A 13,673-nucleotide genomic window follows, 5' to 3' on the forward strand; every position below is an offset into this window, starting at 1 on the left:
ACTATCTCACTGCGCGGCACTGTGGCAGCATAAAGGCCGGAGGGAACGTATGCGATCACTTAACAGGTTGAAATGGCTTCATGCTTTTGAGGCAACAGCGCGTCATGGAAGTTTTAAAGGGGCTGCTGACGAGCTGGGCGTAACGCCTGCAGCCGTTGGCCAGCTGGTCCGGGCACTGGAAGAGTGGGTCGGACATCCTCTGCTGTTGCGTTCACGCAGTGGAAAAACGCGATTAACGCTGGTCAGTGAGGCTCAGGAGGCCTTGCAGGACATCTCACATGGTCTGGATGAGCTTGAATCAGGGCTGAACAAGCTGCGCGGGCGCAGAGCACGTTCAGTGATCCTGTTGACGGCTTCTCAGGTTCTGCTGATGAACTGGCTGATGGAGCGCCTGAACCGCTTTTCTGAGCAGCATCAGAACATCGACATCCGTTTTGATGTGACAGAAAGGTTGTCTGATGTGATTCACGGCGAAGCCGATCTTGGTGTGAGATGTGGACCTGGCGACTGGGCAGGGCTCAGCAAAACCTGGTTGATGAATGAAGAAGCCGTCATCGTCTGCAGCCCACGGCTTCTTGCGTCGGGCGTCCGCCCCTCGCCGCAGTGCCTGGCCAGCGAAAAACGGATACAGGACGATACCCCCCATCCGGGTGCCGGATTTCCTTCATGGGAAACAATTTTTGAACGCCTGAAGGCACCGCCTGCAGACACGACAAATTTACACATTAACTCAACGGCAGCTGCGATCATGACTGCGCTCAGCGGACGAGGCGTAGCGGTCGTCCGACGCGCACTGGTTCAGCAACTTATCGACACTAACCAGCTGATATTACTTTTCCCGGAGTATCGCTGGCCCCTGACGTGGTCTTATTATCTCGTTATGTCAGAGCACTCAAGGATGCGTCCTGAAGTTAAAGTGTTGCATGACTGGCTGGTTCAGGACGTCACAGATCTTCATACTGGAGATTAAGGTTTATCGCTACGGCCTGCTCAAAGTATCCACTGCCATCACAGCCCATCGTATCCTCAAGCGTTTTGACCCGTTGTCAGACGGCTGCCGGGGTGACATCGCATTCTTCTGGCGCCGGGCAAAAGCTTTATGGTGCGTGCTGGCTTCTGCTGCACGCAGCACATTCAGAAGGACAGCTATTCTCACCTGAGAAAGAAATTCTTTTTCGGTAGTCAAGATTATCTGAGTTGTCCACCCCTGGCAATCTTCCCATAATGCCTAACAGCAACAGGGTACTGCATGATGCGGTCGGGCAAGTTTCCCACTGAAAATATTAAGCTGTATGAATTTATTGCGATGTCAGGTTACGGAGACCGTTTCCGCCACGACCTCCGACAGGCAATACCGTATGGCTTATCTGCAAATTACGCTGAACATCAGTGAAGAATATCGCTGCCGCTCGTTCCAAAGAACGGCTCGTGCAGGATGACGACGTGCATGTGTGACATGGCGTTATGTCTGTCACTCAGGCGCCTGCCTGCATGCCTGCCTGACCTCACCGTTGTCTGACATGCTGGCGAACACTTCGCTTTAATTTTTTATTAACTACCGGAGATTATTATGCTTTTAGACTGGAATGGCCATCGCGATGAACTGCTTGGCGTAGTGGGCGAATATGCAAAACTGCAACCAGAGTTCATGAAAGGCCTGATGAAAATGGATGCCGGTGCGTCGGCAATGGGGCATCTGGATAAGAAAACGCACGAACTGATTGCGCTGGCCGTGGCAATCACCACTCGCTGTGATGGCTGTCTGTCCGTTCATGTTAAAGCGGCAGCCAGACATGGCGCTACGCGGGAAGAAATCGCCGAAGCGCTTGCCGTTGCGATTTCACTGAATACCGGTGCCGCACTGACCTACACGGCTCACGCACTTGATGCGTTTGATGCATTACCCAACGCATAAGCAACTGATGACGGCGCTTCGCACCCGCGTGCTGAGCGCCGCCTTTTCTGAAATGGATATAACCATGTTAGTTAATCACGATTTCACTCGCCGGGCCTCTGTCAGACCCACAGATTATGACTGGGTTTCTTCGCCCCGGGCCGGAGTCGATCGTGTCATGCTTGATCGTACCGGCGCAGAAAAAGCACGTGCCACCAGCATTGTTAAATACCATCCGGATTCTCATTTTCCTGAACATCATCATCCGGATGGTGAAGAAATCCTGGTGCTCGCCGGCGTGTTTTCAGAAGGAGAGCATCACTATCCTGCTGGCTGGTATATGCGTAATCCGCCTGACTCTACACATCAGCCATCAAGTGTCAGTGGTGCCACGATTTTTGTGAAACTCCGGCAGATGCAGCAGGGCGAACATACCCATTTAAGGCTGGACACAAACGACAGTGATAACTGGCATAAAACTGTTGACGGTGAGGAGTGCCCGCTTTTCAGCAGTGCGCATGAAAATGTGTCGCTCCGCCGGTTTCATCCCCATCGCCCGATTCTGCCGGATGACCTGAACAGGGGAGCTGAAATTCTCGTGCTAAGCGGCACCCTTTATGAAAAGGGAGAGGTGTGGCCTGCAGGTAGCTGGCTCCGGTTTCCCGCGGGTGACATTCCTGGCCTGACTTCCGGAGAGACGGGTACGTTGATTTATCTTAAAACCGGCCATCTTGATCAGGTCGCGCTGACAGGAGCCCAGCATGAATGAACATGTGCAGGTCGCCATTATCGGCGCGGGCCTCAGCGGGCTTTATGCCGCTTACCAGCTTGAAAAGGCTGGTATCAGTTATGTGGTCCTGGAAGCGCGAGCGCAGACCGGAGGCAGGATCCTTTCCTGCGCTAACGAACCGGCTGACGCCGCACGCTCTGCGGACGCGGAAGGGCGGGTTGACCTTGGCGCAACCTGGATCTGGCCTGCTTTTCAGCCCCTACTGGCAGCCCTGACGACAGAGCTGGATATTGCGCTGATACCGCAGGCTGAAGAGGGCGACATGCTCTATGAACGCGCTCACCATCAGCCTCCCTCCCGCCATCCCGGCTATGCGTCGTCTCCTCCGTCTATGCGGATCGCCGGCGGGATGCGCCAGCTCACTGAGCGGCTGGAGGCGCGGATAGCGGCTGAGCAGGTTGTCACCGATGCCCGCGTCATGCGCATTGAACGGACCGTCAGTGAGGTTCAGGTTCATACCGTTTCGTCTGACGAACACGGTCGCATGTTTACGGCGCAGACCGTTCTGCTCGCGCTTCCGCCTGCTCTCGCTGCCGGTATCGAATACCTTCCGACACTCCCTGCCGGTTTAGCCGGTGAGTGGGCCGGAACCGGCACATGGATGGCTCCTCATGCCAAATACGTAGCCATTTATGAGCACGACTTCTGGCGACAGGCGGGACTGTCAGGTGAAGCCCGGAGCAGCGTCGGCCCGATGGCTGAGATCCATGACGCCTCCGTTCCCGGCCAGGTTCATGCTCTTTTCGGCTTTATCGGCATCCCGGCACGGTCCCGCTGGACTACCAGTGAAGAGAACCTGAAGGCCTTATGCCGGGCGCAGCTCACCCGGCTGTTTGGTGAGAAAGCCTCAAAGCCCGTGGCTGAATACTTCAAGGACTGGGCAGATGATCCCTTTACCGCCACGGAAAAAGATTTACTTATTCAGGCCGGACATAGCGTGCCTGCGGCTTATGCCGATCGGGGACCCTGGGCGGACTGCCTGCGCGGAATAGGCAGTGAATGGTCAGCGCAGTTTCCGGGATACCTTGCAGGCGCAATTGAGGCCTCACTGGAGGGCGTCAGGCAGGTGCACCAAAGCATCGCCCAAAAGAACTGAGCAAATATGGCTGGCGGCCTGAATCAGCACGCGCCGGTTTCCCGTTTCTGAATACAGGCTGGAGAATAATGATGACCCGACACTTTGATTACATTGCAATTGGCGGCGGCAGCGCCGGAATCGCCTCCGTAAATCGCGCGGCTGCACATGGACAGAAATGTGTCCTTATTGAGAAAGGGCCCATCGGCGGAACCTGTGTGAACGTGGGATGTGTGCCAAAAAAAGTGATGTGGTATGCCGCACAGGTGGCAGAAACCCTCCGCACTTACAGTCCTGGCTATGGCTTCAGCGTGTCGGGATGGGAATTTGACTGGGCTACACTGGTGAAAAACCGCAGCGAGTACATTGAACGCATTCACGGTTCCTATGATGCGGTGCTCAGCAGGAACGCGGTTGAAGTCATTCACGGAACAGCCCGTTTCACAGGCCCCCGCAGCATTGAGGTCAATGGCGAAACGCTGACGGCCGATCATATTCTTATCGCCACCGGCGGGCACCCCGTTCGTCCTTCTGTACCCGGCGCAGAGCTGGGCATTGACTCGGATGGTTTTTTTGAACTGAGCGCACTGCCCCGCAGGGCAGCCGTCATCGGCGCTGGCTACATTGCCGTTGAACTGGCGGGCGTGCTGCATTCTCTCGGGACGGAAACACATCTTCTTGTTCGAGGTGATAAACCTCTGCGCCATTTTGACCCCCTTCTCGGGGATACCCTGGCTGCCATGATGGAAGAATCCGGGCTCCGCCTCCATCGTCAGACCGTTACCACGTCACTTTCAGAAGAGCCGGATGGTTCTGTCGCAGTGGTCACGGGTTCAGGAGAAAAGATTGTTGTGGATGTCGTGATCTGGGCAACTGGCCGCAAACCCAATACCTCTGGCTTAAACATCAAAGCAGCAGGGGTGGCGCTCAGTGACGAAGGTTACGTCACTGTGGATAAATATCAGAACACCTCTGCGGAAGGCATCTATGCCGTTGGTGATATTACCGGTCAGCTTGAACTCACACCGGTTGCCGTTGCCGCCGGTCGTCGCCTGGCTGAGCGCCTGTTCAACAACAGGCCGGATGAGCATCTGGATTACCAGAATGTCCCCACTGTCGTATTCAGTCATCCGCCTATCGGCACTGTCGGACTTACTGAACCCCAGGCCCGTGAAAAATTAGGCGACCAGAACGTTAAAATTTACAGTGCGTCATTTACCGCGATGTTCACTGCAGTAACGTCCCACCGTCAGGCGACAAAGATGAAGCTGGTATGCGCCGGGCCCGATGAGAAGGTTGTGGGTATTCACGGCATCGGAGAAGGTATGGACGAAATCCTTCAGGGCTTTGCGGTGGCCCTCAAAATGGGCGCAACCAAGCGGGATCTGGACAATACCGTGGCCATTCATCCCACCGCTGCCGAAGAGTTCGTCACGATGAAGGGCTGAGCGGATAAATAGCCGCCGAATGTGGCTCTACCCAATCGGTGACCAAATTTGCGCTTCCCGGCAGTCTCACGGCACCTGCGCGGCAACCAGTTTTACATATCAGAGAGTGGGGTAAAAATGAATACATTCAAGGCAATGCAGATTACCGAACCTGGCAGGATGGAGATGGTAGAGCGTCCTGTGCCGGAACCCGGTCACGGCGAGGTTCTGCTGAAGGTGGAGGCCTGTGGTATCTGCGGCGCGGATGCAGGTGCAGTCGAAGGCTTTGAAAAAAGCACAACCTATCCGCGCATTCCCGGCCACGAAGTGGTGGGCCGCATCCTGGCATTGGGGCAAGGTGTGCCCTCATATCTTTCTCCAGGGCAGCGGGTCGGCGTAGGGCGCCTGGGGGGATACTGCGGCGAGTGCGAGCAGTGCCGGCAGGGTAAGTTTGTTCTGTGTACTGACCAGCCCGTCACCGGCAGCTCCTGTGATGGTGGCTATGCGGAAATGATGCTGGCACGTGCCACGGGTCTGGTGATCATTCCCGACGAGCTTCAGGCAGCAGAGGCCGCTCCGCTGCTTTGTGCAGGCATTGCCACTTTCAACGCGCTGAGCAGGTCAGGCGCCCGACCCGGCGATACAATTGTTGTTCAGGGTATCGGTGGTCTGGGTCATCTGGCCATACAGTATGCACAAAAAATGGGTTACCGGGTTATTGCGGTCGGACGCGGAAGTGACATCCGGCAGGATGCCCTGAACTTAGGGGCACATCAGTATATTGATACGTTACAGTCAGACGCCGTGGCAGAAATCAAAAAAGCGGGTGGCGCGCAGGTTATCCTGACCACCATCACTGACAGTGAAGCGGCTTCAGCACTGGTAAAAGCACTCGCGCCACAGGGTAAATTTTTGGTCGTGGGCGCAGGCAGTTCTCCGCTTTTAATCATGCCCGGCGCGATGGTCGGAAACGAGCTAAAGCTGGAGGGCTCTCTTACCGGTACGCCTTACGAAACGGAACGTGCCCTTAAATTCAGTCTGCTGACCAGCGTTCGCGCACAGATTGAAACCGCGCCGCTGGCTGAGGCTGAAAAAGCTTACCAGCGTATGCGATCCGGTGATGTGAAGTTTCGTATGGTGCTCACAATGGATCTTTAACTTTTGTGAAAGATGTTTGCCCGACACACGACCCTTTGCTGGGGTTGGCACCCTGATAGGTGTGCCAGCTGTATAAGCGCTTATGCATGGCGGCGAGCATTGAAATAATGGACAGGCATCGTCTGAATAACGCGACAAGAGGCTTGATGTGAATAAGGTTGTATCGGTTATGTGTTGAGAGCACAACAACGTCCTGAAAGCGAGGAGGAAGCCTGACGCAGAATGTCATAGCGGGTGTCTGTTTTGCGCTTCCAGATTCCTCTCCTGACAGTCTAAACCCGCGCTACACGGGCTTTGTCTGCATTACAAACCCACCAGCGTAATATGCTTTTTGGTTGTCAGCGCTTTATACAGCGCCTGTGCCAGGCTGCCGGGTTCCACGCCCGAATGAACCCCATCTGGATCGGTCCAGAAAGATTTAATGCGCAGTATGGTGTTGATACTGGTGACACGCTCCATTTCCAGCACGGCCAGCACAGGATGGCGCATTTCGCCGTGTTCCTCTGTCGCGTCCGCCTCAATTACCGCGGCGCGGGAGGCCTGACTATCGAAAATAACGTGGCAGCGTATGCTATTCAGGTTGAGCATACCGATGACTTCATAAAGGCACTCAACAGCCTCTGCACTGTAGGAGGCGGACGCAATAAACATAACAGATCCCTCTGACCCAAAACGTAGTGAGCAGCCAGCATAGGCGAACTCTAATCAGAGGAGAAGTTACTGTTTTTGAATGAGAAATGTAGAGTTCTAATGTTACGATAACGCGCGTTATTTTAACTCCAGTTTAGACTGGCACTATAAATAAACGAAGCGTAAGCGGCTCCTGGCGGTAGAGCGCGGATTTGACTTAAATAAACGCCAGCACAGTGAAGACTAATCGTTCCAGTGAGGAATGTATTTACAGACGCGCTTAACGCTTTAAGGGCGTGTTTCAGCCATTTTACAGAATGAACATTAGATTAAGTTTAAGATTTATCGCTGTGTTAAGGCATCGATTCTTACTCTGACCATCATGTTTAATTAAAGGGCCTGTATGTGAAATCTGCTGATGACTCACTCGCGTTGCCTTCAGCGCACAAACGTCACACACAGGTGATGTCGGTATGCCTTGCTGCGGAATACCCTTAACCGAAGGCGGTTGTGAAAGATGACGAGCCTGTCATTAGTAACAAGTAAACTCCTAATAATCATCTAATAATTTACTGGTATAGTGACGCACAAAAATAGTGACGGGAGTTTATTTATGCTGAAGAAATACAGAGGTTCTCAAATCCTTTTTCACTGGCTGACGGTTTTGCTGATTATTGTGGCCTACGCTACGGTTGAGCTGCGCTGGATGGCGGAGAAGGGAACCTGGCAGCGCAATGTGGTGATGATCACGCACTTCTCCGCAGGCTTCTGCGTGATGATTCTAATGATGGCCCGTCTTTTCCTGCGCACCCGGACAAAAACCCCGCCGATCACGCCACCTGTTGCGCGATGGCAGACCGGTATTTCTCATCTGGTGCACACGCTGCTTTATGCGCTCTTTGTGGTCCTACCGGTGCTGGGGCTGAGCTCGCGTTTCCTGCGTGGCAAGGAGTGGGCCCTGTTCGGGATAAACATGCCTGTCGCGACGACTCCGGATCCCGTCACAGCCAGTATGCTAATTGACTGGCACGAAACCCTGGCGCCACTGGGCTACTGGTTAATTGGTCTGCACGCGGTAGCGGCTTTATTTCACCACTATTTTATGAAAGACGACACGCTGCGCAGAATGATGCCGTAACCACGCGTTTAACAATCCTGAGCGTGATGTCCTGGCAGCCAGAGGAAAGTAGCTCCTGGCTGTCAGTAACCAGGCACTCACTCTTCTTCTGGTCGTGCCGTTTTTAGCTACAGTTGATATCACCACAATCAAAGCACAATGGTTTTACGATGCCGACATCTTTAACTGCCACGCTTTATGCACGCCTGCGTTTGCTGCTCTCTATCACGGCCGGACTGATTTGTTATTTTTTGCTCTCAGATAACTTTGGACAGATGCAGCGTTTATTGATTAGCTGGAACGTCTGGGCCTGGCTCTATCTCTGTATTCTCTGGTTTCGCATGTTGCGTACCGATGCGGCGGGGATCAAGCGGATTGCTCAGCAGCAGGATCAGAGTGCCGCGCTGGTGCTCGGCATTGTGATCGTCGCCTGTATGGTTAGCATTGTTGCCATTCTGAGTGAACTCCCCACGCTTAAAGGGCTCTCTGACACGCCGCGATTGCTGCATCTGCTGCTGACAGCCATGACGTTAATAGCCTCGTGGGCCATGCTGCCCAGCGCGTTTGCGATGCATTATGCCCATCAGCACTACCTTTACCGTAACAACGAGGTGAGTCCGCTGATCTTCCCGGATAAAACGAAGAATCCCGGCTACTGGGATTTCCTCTACTTCTCCTTCACCATCGCGGTTGCCTCGCAAACGGCGGATGTCGCCACCGGCACCACAGAAATGCGTAAACTGGCGCTGCTGCAGTCTGTCATCTCTTTCATTTTTAATCTGGCTATTCTTGGGTTATCAGTAAATGTCGGGGCAGGGTTGCTTAACTAAGCTGTTTTATAAATCGACAGACAAGCGTCATTTTAACGGCATGACCTCGCGCAACCATCTTGTCACTTATCGTGATTATAACAATGTGTAATAAGGTATTATCAGCCTCTTCAACAGACACCTGATGCCGTGTAAGTTCCTAAGTGTCTTACGCTTGTTGTCCCCATAATCCGATAAGGAGATAGAGAGTGAAAGTAACCGCAATGGTCACGACCAGCCTGTTAATGATGATGAGCAGTGTTCATGCTGAAGGTCTGACAACGGCAGAGGGTAAAAATCTCACCGTCAGTTTCGGCCGGCCTGCTATCAAACAGGTTCTCCACTACCGCAAAATGTATGACAAAAAGCCGTTTCCTGATGCTGAGATTTATTATTACGACAACGGGACGTATAAGATCATTTCTCAGGGCGAAAACCACTATGGCGTTTATGTTTTGCAGGGGAAGTTTGATGATGAAACCTTCACCGTGCGTTTTATCTCTTTGCCTTCTGCTGACTGGGGCAATAAAACGGCCTTTCACCAGTTAACCTTTATTAAAAGTGAGAAGCAGAACGTCTTTATTCAAAACGCCATTGTGGATACCGGCGAGGCCATCGCGCAGCAGAATGGCACCTATACTCAGGAACAAAATACGGTTACCAATCCGGTCTCCACCCGCTGGGAAAACAAATAATCATCGGGTGGCAGCGGGTCTGCCGCCCTGATTCAACCTGATACAACCCCATCATTCTTTAAAGCTCCTGAGGCGTAAAAATGGACGATGCTTTGCCCCTGCTGGATGTTAAGGACGTTGCTTTTTCAGTCGGGGACCGTCAGCTACTGCGACCGGTGTCTCTGCAGTTACATGAGGGCGACTGCGTGTTACTGACCGGACCATCCGGCAGCGGAAAAAGTACGCTCCTGAAAATTATTGCTTCGCTTCTCACCCCCACTTCCGGGCAACTTATTTTCAGGAACAGTGACATCACCACGTTGAAAGCAGAGGCCTATCGGCAGCAGGTGTCGTACTGTTTTCAGACGCCGCAGCTGTTTGGCCAGACGGTTTATGACAATCTTGCGCTGCCGTGGCAGATTCGTCGCCAGAAACCTCAGCAGGAGAAACTCGTTGCGCACCTGGAAAGCGTTAACCTCTCACCGGACATGCTGAATAAATCGATTGAACAACTTTCAGGGGGAGAAAAACAACGTGTCGGACTGCTCCGCAATCTGCAGTTTATGCCTCAGATACTGCTACTGGATGAAGTCACCAGCGCGCTTGATGAAGAGAACAAACTGGCCGTGCTTTCCCTGATTAACCGGATCGCAGCGGAAGAGAAGGTGGTCGTGGTGCGGATCAGCCATGATGTTAACGATATTCAGCAGGCTGAGCAGGTGCTTCGCCTTGAGCCACCAGAAAAGGAGAATGCGCGTGAATCAGCATAATATCAGTGACACTTCTCTGATGCTGTCGCTGACGCTGGTCGTTATCGCGCTGCTTATCAGCCAGAAAGAAAAGCTCGGTATGAGCAAAGACATTATCTGGAGTGTCTGCCGGGCGATTATTCAGCTGGTCATCGTGGGCTTTGTGTTGAAGTCCATTTTCGATATCAATAACAGCTGGCTGACGGTGTTAATGGTGTTGTTCATCTGCGTGAATGCTGCGATCAATGCACGCAAACGTGGCCGCAATATCGATAACGCCTTTACGATATCGTTTGTCGCTATCCTGAGTGGCACCGTCATCACGCTGACTATTCTGGTGCTTAGCGGCGCGATAGCCTTTGTGCCGATGCAGGTCATTCCCATCTCAGGCATGATCGCAGGTAATGCGATGGTCGCGGTCGGACTCTGTTACAGCAATCTGAACCAGCGCTTTCGCGATAATCACCAGCGCATCATGGAGATGTTGAGCCTGGGCGCATCGGTGAAGCTGGCGTCGGGACGTATTATCGCTGACAGCATTCGTACAGCCATGATCCCGACCGTAGATGCCGCCAAAACCGTTGGTCTGGTCAGTCTGCCAGGTATGATGTCAGGATTAATTTTCGCCGGGATAGATCCGCTTAAGGCGATTAAGTATCAAATTATGGTAACGTTTATGCTCATTGGTACCGCCAGTCTGTCCACCATCATCGCAGTCTACTTATCGTATCGACGTTTTTATACTGCAAGGGCGCAGCTGAAAGTTATGGATGGTTCGCTGGGTGAGTGAGACAGGTTTGCGGCTCGGTAGGTCAGGCCACTGACATAAGCACTACCACCGTGCACTACCACCGGAACATAATTACCCTTGGGGAGCCGGTAGTTCGGGCAATTGCAGAATCATCTCTCTCAGCTTTGCACGATGACTTATATCTTCTCTTCGACAAAACCTACATTTCCACCGAGCCAGCAGCCCTGAACCTGCCCCTCGGCATTGTGCCGAAAGCGCAATGAAATTTCGGAAGGTCGGCCCATGGCTCGGCCCTGCCGAATTCTCACCGTTCGATCATCTGCGCTGACCAGGCCGAGTTCCAACAGTCCGAAGGCCAGTGCGGCCGCAGCAATGCCGGTTGCTGCATCTTCGGGATATCCAGAGGACCTGGGAAACTGCCGCGCATCGAATTGTCGGGCATCAGGATCCGAGGCAGCGTAGGGATATAAACCGGTCGAGCCAATACGCTCACACAACGGTTCTATTCTGCGGAAATCAGGTTTCAGACTGTCCAGCACGGCGACGTCCCTGAGTGGGATTAAAGTTTTGACCCTGCTGGTTGAGGCATTCTGGATTGGTAGCGGTGCTAATTCATTTGAACTGATGCCAAGCACCGAAAGGATCTCTGCTTCGATGTCTGGCGCCAAAAGTGTCTCAACTGAGCCTTGAGGCTGGGTGATTTCAACGTGCGCCCTATGGGCTTCGTCACGCGACACTCTCGCCTCTACCCGGCCACTCAGCGTCCAGATTGACAACTGATCCTTCGGCAGCAGTCCGAGTTTGTCCAACAACCATACCGCCCCGACCGTGGCATGTCCGCACATCTCCATCTCATGATTAGGCACCCAGAAACGGAACGCGAAATCGTAGTCCGAATTGGCCGGCGGTGAACAAACAAAGCCACATTCATGCCCGTACGCGTGGGCGACCGCCTGCATGTCGGCTAATGTCATGCCATCCGCATGAGCCACGATGGGCGCCGGATTACCGCCGTTACGGTCCGCAGGAAAAACATTAATCAAATGAACTTCTGGTGTCATTTCGGTGTTCCTTAAGCTTGAGGCATCGCAGGTGCAACTGCGTCTACGATAGCTTTTGTGTATTCCGCTACAGACGCCGTGCGTCCGTTTTGCTCATCGTTGAAACATAGCAGTCCATGCCTCGGCACCACGAGCGCCGGTTTCGTAAGCACCGCTGGAATTAAAGACGCTGTAAATCCCACGCATTGGCGGCACCTATTGCGCATCTGAAAGCCAATATTGGGACATGGCAGTCGGCTGTAGATTCAGTCGGTGGATGCAACACACTGGCCAAACCTCTGGGCTTGCGTGTCATAGTTTAGTGTATTGCGCGGTCGTTGATTAAGGACGCGAGCAATATCGTGGCGTTGTCTCTGTAAGTAGAGGGGGAGGTCGCTCCCTTCTGAAAGGTATTGTCCTGGCAAGCCGTTAGTCTTTCCGATGGCCCTCATGACCCTGGCTTTCGAGGTTCACAGAAACTGCTATATCAGCAGACTTCAGCCTATAATTTCTACAAATCTTTGGCGTGGGTATCAGATATGTTTGAGGGATTTACGCACACACAAATCAGCACTTCAGAAGCAGTACTCGATGTTCGTTATGGCGGCTATGGTCCGCCGGTGCTGCTATTGCATGGCCATCCCCGTACGCACGTAACCTGGTCAAAGGTGGCCCCGCAACTTGCCAAATCTTTTACCGTTGTTTGCACTGATTTGCGGGGCTTTGGCCGCTCATCTAAACCTGCTGACGAGCCTGATCACGCTGGCTCTTCTAAACGCGCTAAAGCAAAAGATTGTATTGAGTTAATGAGCCAGTTAGGGTTTCAGCAATTCGCGATAGTGGGGCATGACAGAGGAAGTTACACCGCTTACAGGGCCGCACTTGACTACCCGGAGCGAATTACGCGACTCGCTGTACTGGACTGCATCCCAATCCTCGAAGCGCTCAATCGTTGCAATGATAAGTTTGCCAGACAGTGGTATCACTGGTTCTTTTTTGCTCAGCCAGAAAAACCTGAGCGGGCAATTTTAGCCGATCCGGATAAGTGGTATGGAGGCCAGCCTGAAACAATGGGGAATGAGGAGTACACCGAATTCAGGCGCGCCATACATGATCCTGACACGGTACATGGAATGATAGAAGATTATCGCGCTGGTTTTTCTATAGACAAAGAGCATGAGCTTGATGATCGTCAGAATGGGCGACAGATCAAATGTCCGACACTCTGTTTATGGTCAAAGTATGATGATCTGGAAGATATTTATGGCGATGTACTGGGTATCTGGAAATCATGGGCACCGCATGTTCAGGGTCATGCCATAGCCAGCGGTCACCATATGGCTGAAGAGGCCCCGCAAAAAGTTACCGCTGAACTCCGGCATTTTTTATCGCAAGAAATCCAGTAGCCAGCGTCACTGCTAATGAGGCATCAACCTTAATGCCCCATAAGCCATAGACATTGCTCATTCTAAGAAACGTGGATCACGACAGGGGCTGCCCCCATGGCCAGTGACTCTTTTGAACCCGTCATTGAAACTAAAAACAACACGAACATAAGC

The 13,673-nt window shown here is 52.9% G+C and carries 14 protein-coding genes; 12 read left to right on the forward strand and 2 right to left on the reverse strand.

Going from position 1 to position 13,673, the window contains the following annotated elements; genetic code table 11:
- The first annotated feature begins 49 nt into the window (after nt 1-49).
- The 6 genes from HZZ01_RS14335 (at nt 50) to HZZ01_RS14360 (ending at nt 6,344) form a co-directional block, all read left to right on the forward strand.
- Nucleotides 50-970: a LysR substrate-binding domain-containing protein gene (locus tag HZZ01_RS14335; protein ID WP_179898270.1), complete on the forward strand. Its 921-nt coding sequence runs from the start codon at nt 50-52 to the stop codon at nt 968-970.
- A gap of 600 nt (nt 971-1,570) precedes the next feature.
- A complete protein-coding gene (locus HZZ01_RS14340; protein WP_179898271.1) occupies nt 1,571-1,915 on the forward strand; it encodes a carboxymuconolactone decarboxylase family protein in 345 nt (114 codons plus the stop codon).
- A complete protein-coding gene (locus tag HZZ01_RS14345; protein ID WP_255434255.1) occupies nt 1,887-2,663 on the forward strand; it encodes a cupin domain-containing protein in 777 nt (258 codons plus the stop codon). Before HZZ01_RS14340 ends, HZZ01_RS14345 begins: the two co-directional genes overlap by 29 nt.
- Nucleotides 2,656-3,780, forward strand: coding sequence for an FAD-dependent oxidoreductase (locus tag HZZ01_RS14350; protein ID WP_179898272.1), 1,125 nt, complete (start codon nt 2,656-2,658; stop codon nt 3,778-3,780). Before HZZ01_RS14345 ends, HZZ01_RS14350 begins: the two co-directional genes overlap by 8 nt.
- A gap of 71 nt (nt 3,781-3,851) precedes the next feature.
- Nucleotides 3,852-5,207: a glutathione-disulfide reductase gene (gorA, locus tag HZZ01_RS14355; protein WP_179898389.1), complete on the forward strand. Its 1,356-nt coding sequence runs from the start codon at nt 3,852-3,854 to the stop codon at nt 5,205-5,207.
- Nucleotides 5,208-5,324: 117 nt separating this feature from the next.
- Nucleotides 5,325-6,344, forward strand: coding sequence for an alcohol dehydrogenase (locus tag HZZ01_RS14360; RefSeq protein ID WP_179898273.1), 1,020 nt, complete (start codon nt 5,325-5,327; stop codon nt 6,342-6,344).
- A gap of 303 nt (nt 6,345-6,647) precedes the next feature.
- On the opposite strand, the gene HZZ01_RS14365 is transcribed toward HZZ01_RS14360, so the two are convergent.
- Nucleotides 6,648-6,995 carry a hypothetical protein gene (locus HZZ01_RS14365; protein ID WP_179898274.1) on the reverse strand — a complete coding sequence of 116 codons (348 nt, stop codon included), beginning with the start codon at nt 6,993-6,995 and terminating at the stop codon, nt 6,648-6,650.
- A 592-nt stretch (nt 6,996-7,587) separates the two neighbouring features.
- Between HZZ01_RS14365 and cybB the strand changes: the two genes are divergently transcribed.
- From cybB to fetB, 5 genes are all read left to right on the forward strand, one after another.
- Complete coding sequence (cybB, locus tag HZZ01_RS14370; RefSeq protein WP_179898275.1) at nt 7,588-8,112, forward strand: cytochrome b561; 525 nt, start codon at nt 7,588-7,590, stop codon at nt 8,110-8,112.
- Between the two features lie 149 nt (nt 8,113-8,261).
- Nucleotides 8,262-8,921 carry a DUF1345 domain-containing protein gene (locus HZZ01_RS14375; protein WP_179898276.1) on the forward strand — a complete coding sequence of 220 codons (660 nt, stop codon included), beginning with the start codon at nt 8,262-8,264 and terminating at the stop codon, nt 8,919-8,921.
- A gap of 203 nt (nt 8,922-9,124) precedes the next feature.
- Nucleotides 9,125-9,595, forward strand: a complete 471-nt coding sequence (locus tag HZZ01_RS14380) for a hypothetical protein (RefSeq protein ID WP_179898390.1) — start codon at nt 9,125-9,127, stop codon at nt 9,593-9,595.
- A gap of 80 nt (nt 9,596-9,675) precedes the next feature.
- On the forward strand, nt 9,676-10,344 hold the full coding sequence (gene fetA, locus HZZ01_RS14385) for an iron ABC transporter ATP-binding protein FetA (RefSeq protein ID WP_179898277.1): 669 nt from the start codon (nt 9,676-9,678) through the stop codon (nt 10,342-10,344).
- Nucleotides 10,331-11,113, forward strand: a complete 783-nt coding sequence (gene fetB, locus HZZ01_RS14390) for an iron export ABC transporter permease subunit FetB (protein ID WP_179898278.1) — start codon at nt 10,331-10,333, stop codon at nt 11,111-11,113. Before fetA ends, fetB begins: the two co-directional genes overlap by 14 nt.
- A gap of 137 nt (nt 11,114-11,250) precedes the next feature.
- Here fetB and HZZ01_RS14395 read toward each other — a convergent pair whose 3' ends face one another.
- Complete coding sequence (locus HZZ01_RS14395; protein WP_179898279.1) at nt 11,251-12,135, reverse strand: PhzF family phenazine biosynthesis protein; 885 nt, start codon at nt 12,133-12,135, stop codon at nt 11,251-11,253.
- Between the two features lie 518 nt (nt 12,136-12,653).
- Here HZZ01_RS14395 and HZZ01_RS14400 point away from each other — a divergent pair.
- Complete coding sequence (locus HZZ01_RS14400; RefSeq protein ID WP_179898280.1) at nt 12,654-13,520, forward strand: alpha/beta fold hydrolase; 867 nt, start codon at nt 12,654-12,656, stop codon at nt 13,518-13,520.
- Nucleotides 13,521-13,673: the final 153 nt, after the last annotated feature.

The organism is Pantoea sp. WMus005 (assembly GCF_013415305.1).
In the GTDB taxonomy this organism is placed as follows: domain Bacteria; phylum Pseudomonadota; class Gammaproteobacteria; order Enterobacterales; family Enterobacteriaceae; genus Pantoea; species Pantoea rara.

What these genes read in the sequence shown, in the direction of transcription:
- cybB (WP_179898275.1), top strand. Translation starts at nt 7,588, where the DNA reads ATGCTGAAGAAATACAGAGGTTCTCAAATCCTTTTTCACTGGCTGACG.
- HZZ01_RS14335 (WP_179898270.1), top strand. Translation starts at nt 50, where the DNA reads ATGCGATCACTTAACAGGTTGAAATGGCTTCATGCTTTTGAGGCAACA.
- HZZ01_RS14375 (WP_179898276.1), top strand. Translation starts at nt 8,262, where the DNA reads ATGCCGACATCTTTAACTGCCACGCTTTATGCACGCCTGCGTTTGCTG.
- HZZ01_RS14395 (WP_179898279.1), bottom strand. Translation starts at nt 12,135, where the DNA reads ATGACACCAGAAGTTCATTTGATTAATGTTTTTCCTGCGGACCGTAAC.
- gorA (WP_179898389.1), top strand. Translation starts at nt 3,852, where the DNA reads ATGACCCGACACTTTGATTACATTGCAATTGGCGGCGGCAGCGCCGGA.
- HZZ01_RS14340 (WP_179898271.1), top strand. Translation starts at nt 1,571, where the DNA reads ATGCTTTTAGACTGGAATGGCCATCGCGATGAACTGCTTGGCGTAGTG.
- HZZ01_RS14365 (WP_179898274.1), bottom strand. Translation starts at nt 6,995, where the DNA reads ATGTTTATTGCGTCCGCCTCCTACAGTGCAGAGGCTGTTGAGTGCCTT.
- HZZ01_RS14380 (WP_179898390.1), top strand. Translation starts at nt 9,125, where the DNA reads ATGGTCACGACCAGCCTGTTAATGATGATGAGCAGTGTTCATGCTGAA.
- HZZ01_RS14350 (WP_179898272.1), top strand. Translation starts at nt 2,656, where the DNA reads ATGAATGAACATGTGCAGGTCGCCATTATCGGCGCGGGCCTCAGCGGG.
- HZZ01_RS14400 (WP_179898280.1), top strand. Translation starts at nt 12,654, where the DNA reads ATGTTTGAGGGATTTACGCACACACAAATCAGCACTTCAGAAGCAGTA.
- HZZ01_RS14360 (WP_179898273.1), top strand. Translation starts at nt 5,325, where the DNA reads ATGAATACATTCAAGGCAATGCAGATTACCGAACCTGGCAGGATGGAG.
- HZZ01_RS14345 (WP_255434255.1), top strand. Translation starts at nt 1,887, where the DNA reads ATGCGTTTGATGCATTACCCAACGCATAAGCAACTGATGACGGCGCTT.
- fetA (WP_179898277.1), top strand. Translation starts at nt 9,676, where the DNA reads ATGGACGATGCTTTGCCCCTGCTGGATGTTAAGGACGTTGCTTTTTCA.